The sequence below is a fragment of the Streptomyces sp. NPDC107522 genome (assembly GCF_055657525.1).
Genome location: NZ_JBVKAU010000015.1, coordinates 170,035 through 186,881, shown reverse-complemented (window position 1 = coordinate 186,881; position 16,847 = coordinate 170,035). Strand labels below are relative to the sequence as shown.

The 16,847-nt window shown below is 72.0% G+C and carries 11 protein-coding genes and 1 tRNA gene; 7 read left to right on the top strand and 5 right to left on the bottom strand.

The window, feature by feature from the left end; all coding sequences use genetic code 11:
* Window positions 1-130: 130 nt before the first annotated feature.
* Window positions 131-1,186: an LLM class F420-dependent oxidoreductase gene (locus tag ACZ7L6_RS34515; RefSeq protein ID WP_471930843.1), complete on the bottom strand. Its 1,056-nt coding sequence runs from the start codon at window positions 1,184-1,186 to the stop codon at window positions 131-133.
* A gap of 186 nt (window positions 1,187-1,372) precedes the next feature.
* Between ACZ7L6_RS34515 and ACZ7L6_RS34510 the strand changes: the two genes are divergently transcribed.
* Window positions 1,373-2,356 carry an aldo/keto reductase gene (locus ACZ7L6_RS34510; protein ID WP_471930841.1) on the top strand — a complete coding sequence of 328 codons (984 nt, stop codon included), beginning with the start codon at window positions 1,373-1,375 and terminating at the stop codon, window positions 2,354-2,356.
* A gap of 308 nt (window positions 2,357-2,664) precedes the next feature.
* Entirely contained in the window at window positions 2,665-4,956 is a 2,292-nt protein-coding gene (locus tag ACZ7L6_RS34505) for a helix-hairpin-helix domain-containing protein (protein WP_471930839.1), read from the top strand.
* Window positions 4,957-5,146: 190 nt separating this feature from the next.
* Here ACZ7L6_RS34505 and ACZ7L6_RS34500 read toward each other — a convergent pair whose 3' ends face one another.
* The gene (locus tag ACZ7L6_RS34500) at window positions 5,147-5,860 is read right to left on the bottom strand and encodes a hypothetical protein (protein ID WP_471930837.1); all 714 of its coding nucleotides are present in this window, start codon (window positions 5,858-5,860) and stop codon (window positions 5,147-5,149) included.
* Between the two features lie 47 nt (window positions 5,861-5,907).
* On the opposite strand from ACZ7L6_RS34500, the gene ACZ7L6_RS34495 reads away from it, so the two are divergent.
* Window positions 5,908-6,096, top strand: coding sequence for a DUF5703 family protein (locus ACZ7L6_RS34495; RefSeq protein ID WP_030053310.1), 189 nt, complete (start codon window positions 5,908-5,910; stop codon window positions 6,094-6,096).
* Window positions 6,097-6,245: 149 nt separating this feature from the next.
* On the opposite strand, the gene ACZ7L6_RS34490 is transcribed toward ACZ7L6_RS34495, so the two are convergent.
* The 3 genes from ACZ7L6_RS34490 to ACZ7L6_RS34480 all read right to left on the bottom strand — a co-directional run bounded on the left by ACZ7L6_RS34490 (window position 6,246) and on the right by ACZ7L6_RS34480 (window position 8,948).
* Window positions 6,246-7,061 (bottom strand): chaplin, encoded by an 816-nt coding sequence (locus tag ACZ7L6_RS34490; RefSeq protein WP_471930835.1) that lies wholly within the window; start codon window positions 7,059-7,061, stop codon window positions 6,246-6,248.
* Between the two features lie 170 nt (window positions 7,062-7,231).
* Window positions 7,232-7,465: a chaplin ChpH gene (gene chpH / locus ACZ7L6_RS34485; protein ID WP_307032906.1), complete on the bottom strand. Its 234-nt coding sequence runs from the start codon at window positions 7,463-7,465 to the stop codon at window positions 7,232-7,234.
* A gap of 157 nt (window positions 7,466-7,622) precedes the next feature.
* On the bottom strand, window positions 7,623-8,948 hold the full coding sequence (locus ACZ7L6_RS34480; RefSeq protein WP_471930833.1) for a M20/M25/M40 family metallo-hydrolase: 1,326 nt from the start codon (window positions 8,946-8,948) through the stop codon (window positions 7,623-7,625).
* Window positions 8,949-9,137: 189 nt separating this feature from the next.
* On the opposite strand from ACZ7L6_RS34480, the gene ACZ7L6_RS34475 reads away from it, so the two are divergent.
* The 4 genes from ACZ7L6_RS34475 (at window position 9,138) to ACZ7L6_RS34460 (ending at window position 16,828) form a co-directional block, all read left to right on the top strand.
* Window positions 9,138-9,225, top strand: a tRNA-Leu gene (locus ACZ7L6_RS34475).
* A gap of 82 nt (window positions 9,226-9,307) precedes the next feature.
* Window positions 9,308-11,416, top strand: coding sequence for an McrB family protein (locus ACZ7L6_RS34470; RefSeq protein WP_471930831.1), 2,109 nt, complete (start codon window positions 9,308-9,310; stop codon window positions 11,414-11,416).
* Window positions 11,400-12,683, top strand: coding sequence for an McrC family protein (locus tag ACZ7L6_RS34465; RefSeq protein ID WP_471930829.1), 1,284 nt, complete (start codon window positions 11,400-11,402; stop codon window positions 12,681-12,683). The genes ACZ7L6_RS34470 and ACZ7L6_RS34465 overlap by 17 nt, the downstream gene beginning before the upstream one ends.
* Window positions 12,684-12,961: 278 nt before the next feature.
* Complete coding sequence (locus ACZ7L6_RS34460) at window positions 12,962-16,828, top strand: Pls/PosA family non-ribosomal peptide synthetase (RefSeq protein ID WP_471930827.1); 3,867 nt, start codon at window positions 12,962-12,964, stop codon at window positions 16,826-16,828.
* Window positions 16,829-16,847 lie beyond the last annotated feature (19 nt).

Here is a 16,847-nt window from a genome sequence, read left to right as displayed (position 1 = left end):
GGGGTCACGCCGGGGGCGTAACCGCGGGGGCACGCGCGCGTTGTTCTGCGTGACGGCCGTGGCGGGGAAGACCCCCGAGCCCCCACCACGGCCGTAGAAAATCCCCGCTCTCGGCTCGTACCCCCCCCCGTCACGCCAGTCCGGCGCGCTCCAGGGCCTCGGTGCCGGCGCGGAGCGAGGCGATCCGCTCGTCGAGCTTGAAGCCGGCGGGGGCGAGGCTGAGGGTGGTGACTCCGGCCGCCGCGTACTCCTTCATCCGGTCCGCGATGCGGTCCACGGAACCGAGCAGCGTCGTCTGGTCGATCAGCTCGTGCGGGATCGCGGCCGCGGCGCCCTGCTTGTCGCCGGACAGGTACTTCTCCTGGACCTCGGCAGCCGCGGCCTCGAAGCCCATGCGCTGCGCGAGCTGGTTGTAGAAGTTCTGCTTGGCGCTGCCCATGCCGCCGACGTACAGCGCGGTGTAGGGGCGGAAGGTGTCGGCGAGCGTGGCCACGTCCTTGTCCTCGCCGACGGCCAGCGGGAGCGTCGGGCAGACGTCGAACCCGTCGAGGGTCTTGCCGGCCTTCTCGCGTCCCGCGCGCAGGTGTCGGATCGTGGTCTCCTCGAGGTGCGCGGCGGAGGGGAAGATCACGAGGGCGCCGTCGGCGATCTCACCGGTCTGCTCGAGGTTCTTGGGGCCGATGGCGGCGATGTACAGCGGGATGTGCTCGCGCTGCGGGTGCACGGTCAGCTTGATCGGCTTGCCGGGGCCGCCGGGCAGGGGCAGCGTCCAGTGCTGGCCCTCGTAGGTCAGGCGCTCGCGCGTCATCGCCTTCCTGACGATCTCGACGTACTCACGCGTGCGTGCCAGCGGCTTGTCGAACTTGACGCCGTACCAGCCCTCGGAGACCTGCGGCCCGGAGACGCCGAGGCCGAGCCGGAAGCGGCCGCCGGAGAGCGAGTCGAGGGTCGCGGCCGTCATCGCGGTCATCGCCGGCTGGCGGGCCGGGATCTGGAAGATGGCGGAGCCCACGTCGATGCGCTCGGTCTGGGCGGCGACCCAGGAGAGCACGGTGGCCGCGTCCGAGCCGTACGCCTCGGCGGCCCAGCACACGGCGTATCCCAGCCGGTCGGCCTCCTGCGCGACGGCGAGATTGTCCGCGTCCATTCCGGCACCCCAGTAGCCGAGGTTGATCCCGAGCTGCATGGCGGATTCCCCTTACCGATCAGTAACGTCCCTTGTGGGCCCGACCATAGCGCGGGGGACGTGCCACGGGGAGGCCGGTGTGGCGGGCGTCGCCCAGCCGGCCCCCGGCATCCCCGGTCATCGTCCTGGAAACTGGTCATCCACAGGCCCCCACATGGCAGGTTCCGGCCAGTAATCTCGGCGTTCATGGAGCAGAGGCATCTCGGCCGCACCGGCCTGCGCGTGTCCAGGATCGGGCTCGGCACCCTCACCTGGGGCAGGGACACCGACGAGCACGACGCCGCGGACCTCCTGAAGACGTTCTGGGAGGCGGGCGGCACCCTCGTCGACACGGCCGACGTGTACGGCGACGGGGAGGCCGAGTACCTGCTCGGCCGGCTCATAGAAGGGCTGGTCCCGCGCCGGGACCTGGTGATATCGACGAAGGCGGGCAGCGTTCCCGACCCGGACCGCCGCTTCGACGGCTCGCGCGGCCATCTGCTCTCCGCGCTGGACGCCTCGCTGGCCCGGCTCGGCACGGACTACGTCGATGTCTGGCACGTCCACGCCTACGACCCGTACACACCGCTGGAGGAGACCCTCCAGGCCCTCGACCTGGCGGTCAGCAGCGGACGCGCCCGCTATGCCGGCGTCTCCAACTTCTGCGGCTGGCAGCTGGCCAAGGCGGCGACGTGGCAGCTCGCGGCCCCCGGCATGCGGACCCGGCTGGCGAGCACGCAGCTGGAGTACTCGCTGCTCCAGCGCGGCGTGGAGCGCGAGGTGCTGCCGGCTGCGCTCGATCTGGGCATCGGTCTGCTTCCCTCGTCCCCGCTCGGCCGGGGTGTGCTCACCGGCAAGTACCGCAACGCGACGCCGCCGGACTCACGGGGTGCCTCCGAGCACCTCGCCCCCTTCGTCGCGCCGTACCTCGACGACACGGCGACCCGCATCGTGGACGCGGTGCAGACGGCGGCCGACGGGCTCGCCGTGACCCCGCTCCAGGTCGCCCTCGCCTGGGTTCGCGACCGGCCCGGCGTGGCCGCCCCCGTCATAGGCGCGCGCAACGCACAGCAGCTCACGGCGGCACTGTCAGTGGAGGCCCTTAGTCTTCCTGACGAGATCTGCCGGGCGCTCGACGATGTGTCGGCGCCCGTGCACCGCTATCCCGATCACGACTGGAGCACGCTGTGAGCACGGAGCCGCCCGAGACCACGGAGAACACCGAGCCGGTGCCGCCGGGGGCCGCGGCAGAGGGCGGGACGCCGGGGGCCGGGGGTGCGAGGCCCGCCGGGGGCGACGCGGTGGGGCGAAGCTCTGGCGCCGGGGGCGAGGCCGCGTCCGAGGACGCAACTGCCGCCGCGGGGCAGGAATCCAGCGACGGTACGGACTTGGTGGCCGGAGGGACCGAGGCCGGCGCCGGCGAAGCTGCGACTTCTGGGTCGAGCGGCGACGGCGGGGGCGACCGAGCCGGGGAAGCCGAGGGCGGCGAAGACGCGCCCATGACTTCGAGGCCCAACGGCCGGGACGGGATCAGCCGGACCGAGGACGCCGAGAAGGCGGGGGACGGGTCCGCGGGTTCGACGCCGAACAGCCCGGGCGGGGAAGGCGAGGCCGGGGACGGCGACAGTCCGGCCCCTGCGGCCGAGTCCGACGGCAGCGACGGCGATACGGCGGCGCGCGCCTCCTCGGCCGATGACGGCGACGGCGACACAGCGACCCGCACCCCCGCCGATGACGGTGCCGGCGACGCCGCGCAGCAGATGTCGGAGGCCGAGGCCGAGCTTGCCGCTCAGCGGGTCGAGCGGGAGCGGATCGAGCGGCGGAAGGCGGAGAAGAGGGCGCCCGTCGAGAGTGGGACCAAGCTCAGCGGGAAGGCTGCGGATCTGCTCGCCGCCGTGCGTGCCGTGGAGAGCGGTGCCAAGCCGGTGGCGACCGTCTTCAGCGAGCCGGAGCCGCCACGGCGCCCCGCCCCGGAGCCGGTACGCCGGCCGCAGCCCGTGGCGGCCGGGACGCCCGCGGCCCCCGCGCCTGAGACCCTCGACGCGGTGCGGCGCGTACTGGCCGACGGCGGTGCCCCGGAGGCTCTCGCCCCGCAGGTCGCCGCGGTGCTCGGCGAGGGCGCGGGCGACCGGCTGCGGGCGGACCCCTGGCAGTTGCTGCGCGTCGGTGGCGTACGGCCGGAGCAGGCCGACGGATTCGCGCGGGCGCTGCTCGGCGCGGAGTGCGGACCGGACGACGAGCGGCGCGGCCGGGCGGTCACCGTCTGGCTCCTGGAGCAGGCGGCGCTGGCCGGGCACACGGCCCTGGAACTGCCGGCGCTCACCGCGGCGCTGGACCAGCGGGGCGTGCCGGACGCCGATACGGCCGTACAGAACACCCTGGCCGAGGCCGAGGCCCTGGCCTTCCAGGACGCCCTCGACCAACCCGGTGCCCCGGCCCGGCAGGACGACGAGGCGGCCGAGGACGAGGAGCGGCCGGTCCGTGTCCTCGTCGGCCTGGAGCGGTACGCCCTCGCGGAGGAGAGCCTCGCCGACGGACTGGCCCGCCTGATCAACTCGGTGCCGAAGCAGGACGGTTCGGCCGAGGAGTGGGAGCGGGCCGCGGCCGCCGCGGGCCCCGCCGCCGACCTGATCCGCGCGGTCTCGGCACACGGCCTGGTCCTCCACACCGGCGGGGCGGCGTCCTTCGCCGAACCCGCGGCGCTGGTGCACGCGGCGCGGGGTCTCGGGCTGCGGGCCTGGGCGGCGGCACACACGCCGCTCGGCCGAGGGCGCTTCTCGGCGCTGCTGAGCCGGCCCGGCGGGCCGGCTGACCCGGAGCAGACGGGAGCCGAGCCCGGTGTCGTCACGGTGGCCGGTCTGCTCTCCGGTGCCGAAGGGCCCGGTCGGGACGTGGACGGTGCGCTCGATCTCGATCTGCTCGTCGTGCTCGACGCGCCGCAGCTGGACGTCGAGACGGCGGCGCTGCTCACGGAGTCGTTGCCGGACGGGGCCCGGCTGGTGCTGGCCGGGGATCCGGCGGTGCTGTGGTCGGCGGGCCCAGGGCGGGTGTTCGCCGATCTGCTGGCGGCGCGGATCTGCCCGCAGATCGCCTCACGGCGGCCGGACCCCGGCCCGCTGGGCGAGCTGGTGTCCGGCATCGGTATCGGCGAGCTGAACCAGGTCGAGGCGCCCGGCAAGGAGGTCGTGATCGTGCCCGTGCGCGACGCGGGCGAGGCCGTGCACCGTACCGTGCAGCTCGTCGCGGACTCGGTGCCGCGCGCGATCGGCGTCCCGGCCGAGGAGAGCCAGGTGATCACGCCGGGCCACGGCGGCGCGGCCGGCACCCGCGCCCTCAACGCCGCGCTCAAGGAGCGGCTCAACCCGGGCCCGGGCCGTTTCGGCGGCTTCGACCCCGGTGACCGCATCGCCTACTCCCCCGCACCGGGCCGTACGGTGCCGGGCCAAGTGGTGAAGGCCGACGCCGAGGGACTCCACCTGTCCTGCGCGGGCGAGGCCGTCGTCGTACCGAAGGAACGGGTGGAGCAGTCCGTACGGCACGGCTGGGCCCTGACCGCACACCAGGCGGTGGGCTGCCGGTGGCCTGCGGTGGTCGTGGTTCTCCCCGGCGACGCGGCCCAGGCCCTCAGCCGCCCCTGGGTCTACACGGCCTTCAGCCGCGCCGACCGCCACCTCTCGGTGGTCCACGGCGCGGAACAGGCCCTCCCCCGAGCCGTGGCCGAGATCCCGGCGAAGCCACGCACAACCCGCCTCCCCGTCCTCCTCAGCCCCCAGGTGCCATCGCTGGACTGACCGATCCGCTCCAAGAGACGGCAGAGCAGCCAACCTGAGGGGCGCGGGGAACTGCGCGACCAGCCACCCCCGGCAAGCAGCCGCGCACTGACCCCAGGCACGACGGCGGTCACGCGTTGATCAGCACGGCGGCGGTCACGGACGAACACCGTGACCGCCGCCGCCAAAACAACCGCGTCAGCGGGACGCGCTACCGATCCACGTCCAGCGGCTCCAGATCCTCGTCCTCGTCCAACTCGGTGTCGAGGTCGTCCTCGAGATCGTCGACGTCATCGACCTCGTCACCGACCTCACGAACGTCACCGATCTCGTCGTCGAACACCGCACTGACGTCGAACCGGCAGACCACCCGCTGTGGATCGATCCCCTCGAAGGGCATCTCCAGCCACTCCCCCGGCTCGGCCGACTCGTCCGCGGCGGTCACCCAGAGCGTGGAGTCGCCCTCCTCCAGGCCGAACTCCTTGTGCCGGGAGGCGATCTCGTCCGGCTCGAACTCGCCGAACAGCACGCCCAGCGCCCCGTGCACGGTGCCCGCGGCCTCCGCGCCCTCGTCGTCCGCCGCCTCGATCCGCTCGGCCTGCGCCAGCAGCCGCTGCGGCTCCACCACGGAGTAGTCGCGGCGGATCAGCACGCTCAGCGCGTTCGGTTCCTCGGGGCCCGTGTACGGCGGCAGCGCGTCCTCCGCACCGGGGATCTCGAAGGGGGTGACCTCGTCGTAGCGGTCGTAGAGCAGCTCGTCGTAGGTCTCGGCGGCCGCGGCCAGCTGGTTGAACGCCTCGTAGACGGCCGGGTCGTCCTCACCCGACCGGCGTTCGACCGCGGCCAGGTGGCGGTCGAGCGCGGTCTTGACCGCCTCGGCGGCGGCGCGTACCTCGGCAGCGGTGGGCTGCACAGCATCAGACATAGTGCAGACGCTATCCGTACGGAGCCCCAGCCCGCACAATAGATGCGATGCCGGAATACGAATTTGTCGACGTGTACGTACCGCGCGGGGTCTCCCGCAAGGACGCCACACGCCTGCTGACGGACCATGCCGAGTACGGACACTGGGAGTTGGACCGCCTGAGCCTGCTGCGCGACGGCAGTCGCAAGGTGCGGCTGCGCCGCAGGATCATCCGCCAGGTGCGGGCCACGTGGTGAGCTGAGGCGACAGGAAGACAGCGAAACGGGGACAGCAGGACGAGTCAGGGACAGCAGGAGAAGGAAGCACAACACGGAGCGGGCCCCGCAGCAGCGGGGCCCGCTCCGTTCGTACCGGATGGCTGAGCCTCGTACCGGATGGCTACGCCCTACTGCGACGCCCGTGCCTTGCGGTAGAGCACCGCGCCCGCGAGCAGCGCCCCCGCGCCGACCGGGAGGACGAGGCCCATCGGCACATCACTGCCGGTCTGGGCGAGCTGTGCGTCGCCCTCGGGCTGGGTGACGAAGTGCGCGCCCGACTGGTTCCCGTGCGAGGAGCCGCCGCCCGGCGTCGCGTCGCCCGTCCCGGGCGGCGTGCTCGGGGTGCCGGGGTGGTTCGGCTCGTCCGGGTTCTGCGGGCTTCCGGGGTTCCCCGGGTTCCCGGGGTTGCCCGGCTGACCGGGGTTGCCGGGGTTGCCCGGCTGCTCCGGCGACTCGGGCGGGTTCTCGTGGCCGCCGCCCGGCGGGGTGTGGGCCCCGCCGCCGTTGTTGGCGCAGTCGTTGCCCTCGGTGGAGTTGCCGAGGCCGATGATGTCGACGCTGTTGCCGCACACGTTGACCGGCACATGGATCGGCGCCTGCACGTGGTTGCCGGAGCCGACGCCGGGCGAGTCACTGGCGTGCCCGCCGGCCGACGCCCCGCCACCGCCGGCGTCGTCGTGGCCGCCGGACGCGCCGCCGCCCTGGTTGGCGCAGCTGTTGCCGATCGCCGGGTTGAGCACCCCGACGACGTTGACCGTGTTGCCGCAGACGTTGACCGGCGCGTGCACCGGCGCCTGCACCGTGTTGCCCGACAGCACGCCGGGCGAATCCGAGCTGGAGCCGATCGCTCCCGAGCCGGTCGCGTGGGCGGCGCCGCTCGCGGCGGCGAGGACGCCGGTGGCGGCCGCCACGGTCATCAGGCCCTTGCGGGTGACCTGTCGCATTGCTGATTTACCTGCCTTCGACCTTGTTCCGAAAAGACGACGCCGGAATGAGGCCGGATTGTCGATGTAGGGACGTTCCGGCGTTCCGAAAGGCCGGTCGGCCCCGGAGCGCATGGCACGCGCTCCGGGGCCGACGGGCTCAGCCCCTGGTCACGGGGCGAGGCACAACGTCACTTGTTGATGCAGGTGTTGCCGAAGGCGGGGTTCAGCAGCCCGATCACCGAGATCGTGTTGCCGCAGACGTTCACGGGGACGTGAACCGGCGCCTGAACGACGTTGCCGGACAGGACGCCCGGGGAGTGCACCGCGGCACCCTGGGCACCAGCGTCGGCAACGGCGAGGCCCGCGCCCGCGAGAACCAGCCCACCGGTGGCAGCCGCAGCGGCGACGACCTTCTTGATCATTATTCCTCCTTGTTGGCAATGCGATCACAAGTAGCTGATCGCATCACCTGTAACGAGGAGGAACTAATAGGGCTACGACCTTATGAGCGCGTTCACCCTCCCCAGCCACGCCCAGCACGTCTGGACGATTACTGAAGTGTCGTTTCAGTGGCCCAATTCAGGACGCATCGATGAACCGGTCCAGTACGCGCACCCCGAATTGCAGCCCGTCCACCGGCACCCGCTCGTCGACGCCGTGGAACATGCCCGCGAAGTCCAGCTCCGGCGGCAGCTTCAGCGGTGCGAAGCCGAAGCCGCGGATGCCGAGGTCGTCGAAGGACTTGGCGTCGGTGCCGCCGGAGAGCATGTAGGGGATCGCCTTGGCGGTCGGGTCCTCGGCCAGCAGCGCCGACTGCATCGCCTCGACCAGCGAGCCGTCGAAGGAGGTCTCCAGGGCCTTGTCGGAGTGCACGTCCTCACGCCGCACCTTCGGGCCGAGGATCCGGTCGAGGTCGGCGAGGAACTCCTCCTCGTGTCCGGGCAGGAAGCGCCCGTCGACGTGCGCGGTGGCCTCGCCCGGGATGACGTTCACCTTGTAGCCGGCGCCGAGCTGCGTCGGGTTGGCCGTGTTCCGCAGGGTCGCGCCGATGAGCTTGGCGATACCGCCGAGCTTGGCGAGCGTCGCCTCCATGTCCTCGGCGTCGAGCTCGACACCGAGGGCGTCGCCGAGTTCGTCGAGGAAGGCCCGGGTCGTCTTGGTGACCCGCACCGGGAACTGGTGCCGCCCCAGCCGGGCGACGGCCTCCGACAGCTCGGTGATCGCGTTGTCCCGGTGGATCATCGACCCGTGCCCCGCCGTGCCGGCCACGGTCAGCTTCATCCAGTGCATGCCCTTCTCGGCCGTCTGGATCAGATAGAGCCGCCGCTGCTCGCTCACGGTGAACGAGAACCCGCCGACCTCGCTGATCGCCTCGGTGACGCCCTCGAAGAGGTCCGGGTGCTTGTCGACGAGGAACCGGGCGCCGTACTTGCCGCCGGCCTCCTCGTCCGCGAGGAAGGCGAGGACGATGTCCCGAGGCGGCCTGCGCCCGCTGCGCAGCCGGTCGCGGACGACCGCCAGGGTCATCGCGTCCATGTCCTTCATGTCGACGGCCCCGCGCCCCCACACGCACCCGTCCGTGACCTCGCCGGAGAAGGGGTGGTGAGTCCAGTCGTCGGCGTTCGCCGGTACGACGTCGGTGTGCCCGTGGATGAGCAGCGCCGGCCGGGACGGGTCCTCGCCCTCGATCCGCGCCACCGTGGAGGCGCGTCCCGGATGCGACTCGAAGATCTTCGGCTCGAGCCCCACCTCGGCGAGCTTCTCCGCGACGTACTCGGCCGCCTTGCGCTCGCCGGGCCCCGAGTGGTCGCCGTAGTTGCTGGTGTCGATCTGGATCAGCTCGCGGCAGAGGTCCACGACCTCGTCCTCGCCGGTGACGCCCCTGGCCGTGTCCGTCTCGCTCACGCTGCTTCCTCCCGCGCTGTCCCTGCTGGTGGTCCCCCTCATCCTCCCCCTCCGCCCGGCCCCGCCCAAGACCGGCGGCGACCCGTCACACGCCGTTCACGCCGCGACGGGGGGTGATCGAGGCACCCTCCGAAGCCTGGTAATGTTTCCTTCGTCGCCGCGAGGGAAACCCCGCACGACAGACACCTTGTCCGGGTGGCGGAATGGCAGACGCGCTAGCTTGAGGTGCTAGTGCCCTTTATCGGGCGTGGGGGTTCAAGTCCCCCCTCGGACACCAGTAACGGCCCCTGATCACCAGGGGCCCTTTGCTTTTGCGGTTTCGCCCCCGCCGATCCACCCTCAGGGTGGATCATGAACCGGTGGCGGACGAGAAGAGTGTGGAAGGCGCGGCCCGGGCCTTCGACCGGGCGGCGCTCGCGGACGTACTGACCGGGGCCCAGCGGTCTCGTCAGCAGGTCGTCGAGGGATTCCCGCTCGGGCAATGGCCCGGTCTGCCCCTGCACCGGTACGCCCTCGGCACGGTCCACGACCCGCATTTCGGCCGCCCGTTCTGCTGGCTGATGGAGTACGGGACAGATGCGCTCGGCAGCATCCGGGGCGGCAGCGCGGCGAAGCACATCATCTACCAGAGTCGCCGCACCGGTGAGTGGCGGCTGCCGGCCCCGCTGCAGAAGGAGAGCGTCGGCGACGCGTGGGACGTGGTGCGGGCGCAGTTCGTCGCCGCGTTCGACGCCGTACGGGACAGGGACTTCCGTGCCATCGACGACCTCGTGACACTGTCGTACGGGCAGGCTCTGGTCACCAAGACCCTGGCCACCTACTTCCCGGACGACTTCCTGCCCATCTATTCGGCTTCGCATATCAGGCACTTCACCGAGTTGCTCGGCGGAACCGGTCACCGGGCCTACGGGGGTGTCCACTCCTGGCAGGCCAACCGGGATCTGCTCGCGCTCGTGCGCAGCAGGCCCGAGTTCGAGGGGTGGCACCCGCTGGAGGTCATGCGCTTCCTGTACGGCGAGTTCTCTCCGAAGCCCCGGCGCCGTGACATCTTGAAGATCGCCCCCGGACCGGGCGCCCGCCTGTGGGAGGAGTGCCGGGCGGGGCAGCACATCCGGGTCGGCTGGGACGAGATCGGCGATCTCGGCGAGTACGAGAGCGACACGGAACTGAAGCGTGCGCTGGACAACGTGTGGCCCCAGTCGGTCGGCGGCAATCTCCGGCTCGCACGGCAGCTGCTGGCCTACCGCGACCTGGAACCCGGCGACCGCGTCGTCGCCAACCGCGGTAAGTCGGAAGTGCTCGCACTGGGCGAGGTCACCGGCGGCTACACCTACGACGAGCTGTACGACGAGTTCCGGCACAAGGTTCCCGTGGCCTGGGACGAGAGTTACGCCCAGTTCTTCGAGGCGCCCGAGAACGCGTGGCAGCCGACGTTCGCGAAGGTGTCGGAGAAGCTCCTGCGGCGCATCCGGGACGGTCGTGATGTCGCCGCCCCGGTGCCCGTGGAAGTCCCCGGCGCCGTGCAGGACGTGCTCGACGCGCTGAAGTACAAGGGGCAGGTGATCCTCTACGGCCCACCGGGCACCGGCAAGACCAGGCTCGCTCTGAGCGCGGCGCTGGCCCTGGCCGAGCGGGCGGACGCCATCGACGCACCGGCCGCCGAACGCGCGTCCGTCGTGGCCGGCCTGCTTCCGGCGCCGGGTGTCTCCGAGGTGACGGGTGTGTCCTTGGTGACCTTCCATCCGTCGTACGGGTACGAGGACTTCGTGGAGGGCTACAAGCCCGACACCGCCGCGGACCAGGCCGGACTGAACCTGAAGTGGCGCGAGGGGATCTTCCTGCGGATCTGCACGGCGGCGGAGAAGGCGCCCGACCGGACCTTCCTGCTGGTCATCGACGAGATCAACCGGGGAGACCTGCCGCGCGTCCTGGGGGAACTCGTCACGCTGCTGGAGATCGACAAGCGGGGAATCCCGGTGACCCTGCCCATCAGCGGGCGGCAGGTGAGCATCCCTCCCAATGTGCGGATCATCGGCACCATGAACACGGCCGACCGCAGCGTGGGGCACCTGGACGCGGCGATCCGGCGGCGCTTCGCGTTCCTGGAGGTGCCGCCGGATCTGGACTCCGTCGAGGGTTCCGTGGGCGGGCTCGACCTCGCGGCGTTCCTCGCCGGGCTGAACGCGAGACTGGTCCGCGAGTTCGGCCCCGACCATCAGCTCGGTCAGGCGTTCCTGCTGCGGGAGGACCGGCCCGTCAGCTCGGAGGACGAACTCAGCGCCGTCTTCTACCACGACATCGTGCCGCAGATAGAGGATCACGGCATGGGACGGCCCGAGCCGTTGCGGGCCGTTCTCGGCGGCCTCGTGGACCCGGAGTCCGGCCGCATCGCGCGCGTGCCCGCACAGGACCTTCCCCACACGCTCGCCGCCGAGTTCACGGAGTCGGACGATGCCGGCGAGCGGTGAACGCCGCTCCCGGCTCCGGGACGTCGTCGTGGACGAGCACACGTCCGTGCTGCTGGAGCCCGACCAGCTCACCGAGGCCGACCGCCGCGTACTCGCTCCACTCGTGGAGGGCGGCCGGCTCCGGCTGCAGCCAACCCCGACCGGGTGGAACCTGAAGGCCAGGTCGACGGTCGGGGTCCTCAGGCTGGAGCGTGTACGGCTGGTCATCACGCCGAAGATGACCATCTCCGGCACCCGGCTCATCTCATGGCTGTGCTATGCGCAGGACGTCCCCGTGCCGCACAACCAGACCCACAGGAGCTGGCTGACCGGGTCGGCGGGCTACGCGGCCGTCGTCCCGCACGCCCTGCTGACCGAATGCCGGGCACTGCTCGACGAGGGACTGCGGCGCGAGTACGTACGGACGGAGCAGGAGCAGCCCGTCCTGCGTGGGCAACTGGACCTGCGGACCCAGCTGTCCCGCCGGTACGGTGCCGTCGACCGGCTGCACGTGCGGACCTTCGAACGGCGTGTGGACACCTGGGAGAACCTGATCTGCGGCGCCGCGCTGCACGCGGCGATTCCGCTGGCCACCGATGCCGAGCTGGCCCGCGCCCTGCGGGACACGGCCGAACACTTCCCCCGGCCACGACCTGAGGTGGCGGTCTCACGCCTGATGGCCCACGCGCGGTACACCCGGCTCAACTCCCGCTATCGTGCCGCCCACACCTGGGCACGGCTGGTGCTGGGCGGAGGGGGAGTCACCGATCTGCTGAGCGACCGCGGCCTGCCCTCGAAGAGTCTGCTGCTGGGGATGGACCTGCTGTGGGAACGGGTCGTGCGGCGGATGGCCGCGGGGGCGGCGGCCGAGTTCGGGGGTCGGAAGGAGGACGTCGCCGGCGACGGGGCGATCAGGACGAGCGACGAGACGGGACCCTACCCGCAGCCGTTCAAGCCCGACGTCCTCCTCCGGTTCGAGGGCCCTCCCGTGCGCTTCCTGCCTCTCGACGCCAAGTACATCGGGTACGACGGACGGCACATCAGCGCCGAGAACCGTCATCAACTCCTCACGTACATCGCCGGATACACCACGCCGGACGCTCCGCTCGCCGCCATCGTCCATCCCGGGCCGGAGGGTGCCACGAGCCGGACCGTCCGCATCGACGGACCGCGCGGCCACCTGGGGACGATCAGGGTCCTGGGCATCGACACCCGGCTCCCTCCCGAGCAGGCGGCCAAGCCGCTGCGGGAGCTCATCGCGGAGTTCGCGGCGGGCGGCAGCAGCTGACGGGGCGTACGGACTCCCCCTGAATGTCCCCTTCTTGGCCTTGGTGCGGCTCGTGTGGGACATCTCTCGCGCCGCATGAAGAACAGCAGGTCAGTGGCCTCGGGTCGGCTTGCTGCAGCCACTCGGACGGCCGCTTTCGGGTGGCGGACCGTCAGCCCCGAACCCAGCTTCGTACTAAAATTTCCGGCTTGTTACGGAGCTGGAGCCGGACAACCCCAGGCAGACCTGCGGGCCCGCCAGCGCCCCGGAGGCTTCCGGGATCGAGACGCGAGGACCGGATGGCAGCCATACAGGAGAGCGACGCTCTCGGTCTGCTCGACGAAGAGCTCCGGGCGGAGATCCACCAGCAGTTCGGGGACACGGCACGTTTTTCGGGGGGTCCGGCGGCGTCGCCGCGCACGCTCGTCGACGTGTTCGAGGCGTCCGTGCGGTCGTATCCGGACGAGCCGGCCCTGGACGACGGCACGACGTGCCTGACCTACCGTGAGCTCGCCGTCGAGGTGGAGCGGCTGCGGCGGGGGCTGGCCGGGGCGGGGGTCGGGCTCAGCGATCGGGTGGGGGTGCGGGTGCCGTCGGGGACCAATGAGCTCTACGTCGCGATCCTCGCCGTGCTCGCGGCCGGTGCCGCTTATGTGCCGGTCGACGCCGAGGACCCGGACGAGCGGGCCGAGTTGGTGTTCGGGGAGGCCGACGTTCGGGCCGTGATCGGGGCCGGGCACGAGATCGCCGTGCGGAGTGTCTCCGATGTGCCCGCCGCCCGGCCCGGTGTCGGGCACGACGCGTGGATCATCTTCACCTCCGGCTCGACGGGTAAGCCCAAGGGTGTGGCCGTGAGCCACCGCAGTGCCGCCGCGTTCGTGGACGCCGAGGCCGCGCTGTTCCTCACCGACGAGCCGATCGGGCCCGGGGACCGGGTCATGGCGGGGCTGTCGGTCGCGTTCGACGCGTCCTGCGAGGAGATGTGGCTGGCGTGGCGGTACGGGGCCTGTCTGGTGCCGGTGCCGCGTGCGCAGGTCAGGAGCGGGGCCGATCTGGGGCCCTGGCTGGCCGAGCAGGAGATCACCGTCGTCTCGACGGTGCCCACGCTGGCCGCGCTGTGGGAGCCCGAGACCCTCAATGACGTACGGCTGCTGATCTTCGGCGGTGAGGCCTGTCCGCCCGAGCTGGCGCAGCGGCTGGTGACCGAGGGGCGCGAGGTCTGGAACACGTACGGGCCGACCGAGGCGACCGTCGTCGCGTGTGCCTCGCTGATGAGCGGCGAGGAGCCGATCCGGATCGGGCTGCCGCTGAACGGGTGGGAGCTGGCCGTCGTCGACGAGGCCGGGGAGCCGGTGCCGATGGGCTCCAGCGGGCAGTTGGTGATCGGCGGGGTCGGGCTGGCCCGGTACCTGGATGCCGAGAAGGACGCGGAGAAGTACGCGCCGCTGGAGTCTTTGGGGTGGGAGCGGGCGTACCGCAGTGGTGACCTCGTGAAGGCGGAGCCCGAGGGGCTGGTCTTCCTCGGGCGGGCCGACGAGCAGATCAAACTGGGCGGGCGGCGGATCGAACTCGGCGAGGTGGACGCCGCGTTGCAGGCGCTGCCCGGGGTCGCCGGTGCGGCGGCCGCCGTGCGGACCGCCCGCAGCGGCAACCAGCTGCTGGTCGGGTACGTCGTCACCCAGGACGGGTGGGACCACGCGGCGGCGGTCGAGAAGCTGCGCGCCGAACTGCCCGCCGCGCTCGTGCCGTTGCTCGCACCGGTCGACGAACTGCCGACCCGGACCTCCGGCAAGGTGGACCGCAACGCGCTGCCCTGGCCCCTGGAGGGCCTCGAAACAGGCGGTCCCGCCGAGCAGTTGTACGGCACCGAGGCCTGGCTCGCCGAGCAGTGGACCGAGGTGCTCGGCATCCCCGTCACCAGCGCCTCCGACGAGTTCTTCGCGATCGGTGGCAGCAGTCTGGCCGCCGCGCAGCTGACGACGCGGCTGCGGACCCGCTATCCGAGCGCGGCCGTCCTGGACATCTACCAGCAGCCGGTGCTGCGCAAGCTGGCCCGGCGGCTGGAGGAGTCCGCGCAGGAGGATGGGGCGGAGCGAGTCGTCGCGCCTGTGCCGCGGCGCGCTCAGGTGATCCAACTCCTGCTTCTGGTCCCCCTGTTCACTCTGCTCGGGCTGCGCTGGACCGTGGCGCTGGCCGCACTCGGCAATCTGCTGCCCGCCTACGCGTGGCTGCCGAGGGCCCCTTGGTGGCTCGTCGCGATCGGTGCCGTCGTCCTGTTCAGTCCGCCGGGGCGGCTCGCGCTGGCCGCCGGTGGTGCGCGGCTGCTGCTCAGGGGCGTGAAGCCCGGCCGGTATCCGCGGGGTGGCGGCGTGCATCTGCGGCTGTGGACCGCCGAGCGGCTCGCCGAGTTCAGCGGGGCGACCTCGCTGACCGGGGCGTGGCTGGAGCGGTACGCGCGGGCGCTGGGCGCCAAGGTGGGGCCGGACGTGGACCTGCACTCGCTGCCGCCGGTCACCGGGCTGCTCAAGCTGGGGCGGGGCGCTGCCGTCGAGTCCGAGGTGGACCTGTCCGGGTACTGGCTGGACGGGGACCGGCTGGAGATCGGCGCGCTGAAGGTGGGCGCGCATGCCGTCGTCGGCACGCGCAGCGCGCTCTTCCCCGGTGCCCGGGTGGGCAAGCGGGCCGAGGTGGCACCCGGGTCGGCGGTGACGGGGCAGATTCCCACCGGTCAGCGGTGGGCGGGCGCGCCCGCGGTCAAGCTGGGCAAGGCCAAGCGCAACTGGCCCAAGGAACGGCCGCGACGGGGCACGTACTGGGGTGTGCTGTACGGCGTCACCGGCTTCGCGCTGACCGCGCTTCCCGTGCCGGCAGGGCTGGCCGCCTTCCTCGTGGCCCGGGTGTTCGTCACGCCGGACGCGCCCCTGACGGGCGCCGCACTCGCCCTCGTACCGGCGACGCTCGCCTACGGGGTGACGTACGCCGTGCTGCTCCTGATCGCCGTACGGCTGCTGAGCCTGGGGCTGCGCGAGGGGACGTATCCGACGCACGGCCGGGTCGGCTGGCAGGCCTGGACGGTCACGCAGCTGATGGACCGCTCGCGCGAGACGCTGTTCCCGCTGTACGCCGGGCTGGTCACGCCGATGTGGCTGCGGCTGCTCGGGATGCGGATCGGCAGGGGCGCCGAGGTGTCGACCGTGCTGGCGCTGCCCAGTCTGACGACGGTCGGCGAGGGCGCGTTCCTGGCCGACGACACGCTGACCGCGCCGTACGAGCTCGGCGGGGGCTGGATGCGGATCGGGCGGGCGGCGATCGGGCGGCGGGCGTTCCTCGGGAACTCGGGGATGACGGCGCCGGGGCGGACCGTGCCGGACGGCGGGCTGGTCGGCGTGCTGTCGGCGACGCCGAAGAAGGCCAAGAAGGGCACGTCGTATCTGGGGCTGCCGCCGGTCAAGCTGCCGCGTGCCGCGGCCGACGGCGATCAGAGCCGGACGTACGAGCCGCCTGCGCGCTTGTTGTGGGCGCGCGGGCTGGTCGAGCTGTGCCGGATCGTGCCGGTGTTCTGCTCGGCGGGGCTGGCGGTGCTGACGGTGGCGGTGCTGTGTGTGCTGGGGGTGTGGGCGCCGCTGCTGTCCGGGCTGGTGCTGCTCGGGGCGGGGGCCGTGGCCGGCGTCGTGTCGATCGTCGCGAAGTGGCTGCTGGTGGGGCGGCATCACAGCGATGAGCATCCGCTGTGGTCCGCGTTCGTGTGGCGCAACGAGCTGGCCGACACCTTCGTCGAGGTGCTCGCGGTGCCGTGGCTGGCGGGCTCGGTGCCGGGTACGCCGGTGATGACGGCGTGGCTGCGCGGGCTCGGCGCGCGGATCGGCAAGGGCGTGTGGGTGGAGAGCTACTGGCTGCCGGAGACCGATCTGGTGACCCTGGAGGACGCCGCGACCGTGAACCGGGGCTGTGTGCTCCAGACACACCTCTTCCACGACCGGATCTTGCGGACGGATACTGTGGTCCTCCGTGAGGGCGCGACGCTGGGTCCTGGCGGGATCGTCCTGCCCGGCAGCGCGATCGGGGCCCGTACGACGCTGGGTCCCGCGTCGCTCGTGATGGCGGCGGAGTCGGTCCCCGACGACACCCGTTGGCTCGGCAATCCGATCGAGGCATGGCGTCCCTGAGTACGGCCCACTCGGGGCC

Coding starts and splice junctions, on each gene's coding strand:
- ACZ7L6_RS34515 (WP_471930843.1), bottom strand. CDS start 1,186: ATGCAGCTCGGGATCAACCTCGGCTACTGGGGTGCCGGAATGGACGCG.
- ACZ7L6_RS34505 (WP_471930839.1), top strand. CDS start 2,665: ATGACTTCGAGGCCCAACGGCCGGGACGGGATCAGCCGGACCGAGGAC.
- ACZ7L6_RS34465 (WP_471930829.1), top strand. CDS start 11,400: ATGCCGGCGAGCGGTGAACGCCGCTCCCGGCTCCGGGACGTCGTCGTG.
- ACZ7L6_RS34495 (WP_030053310.1), top strand. CDS start 5,908: ATGCCGGAATACGAATTTGTCGACGTGTACGTACCGCGCGGGGTCTCC.
- ACZ7L6_RS34510 (WP_471930841.1), top strand. CDS start 1,373: ATGGAGCAGAGGCATCTCGGCCGCACCGGCCTGCGCGTGTCCAGGATC.
- ACZ7L6_RS34460 (WP_471930827.1), top strand. CDS start 12,962: ATGGCAGCCATACAGGAGAGCGACGCTCTCGGTCTGCTCGACGAAGAG.
- chpH (WP_307032906.1), bottom strand. CDS start 7,465: ATGATCAAGAAGGTCGTCGCCGCTGCGGCTGCCACCGGTGGGCTGGTT.
- ACZ7L6_RS34490 (WP_471930835.1), bottom strand. CDS start 7,061: ATGCGACAGGTCACCCGCAAGGGCCTGATGACCGTGGCGGCCGCCACC.
- ACZ7L6_RS34500 (WP_471930837.1), bottom strand. CDS start 5,860: ATGTCTGATGCTGTGCAGCCCACCGCTGCCGAGGTACGCGCCGCCGCC.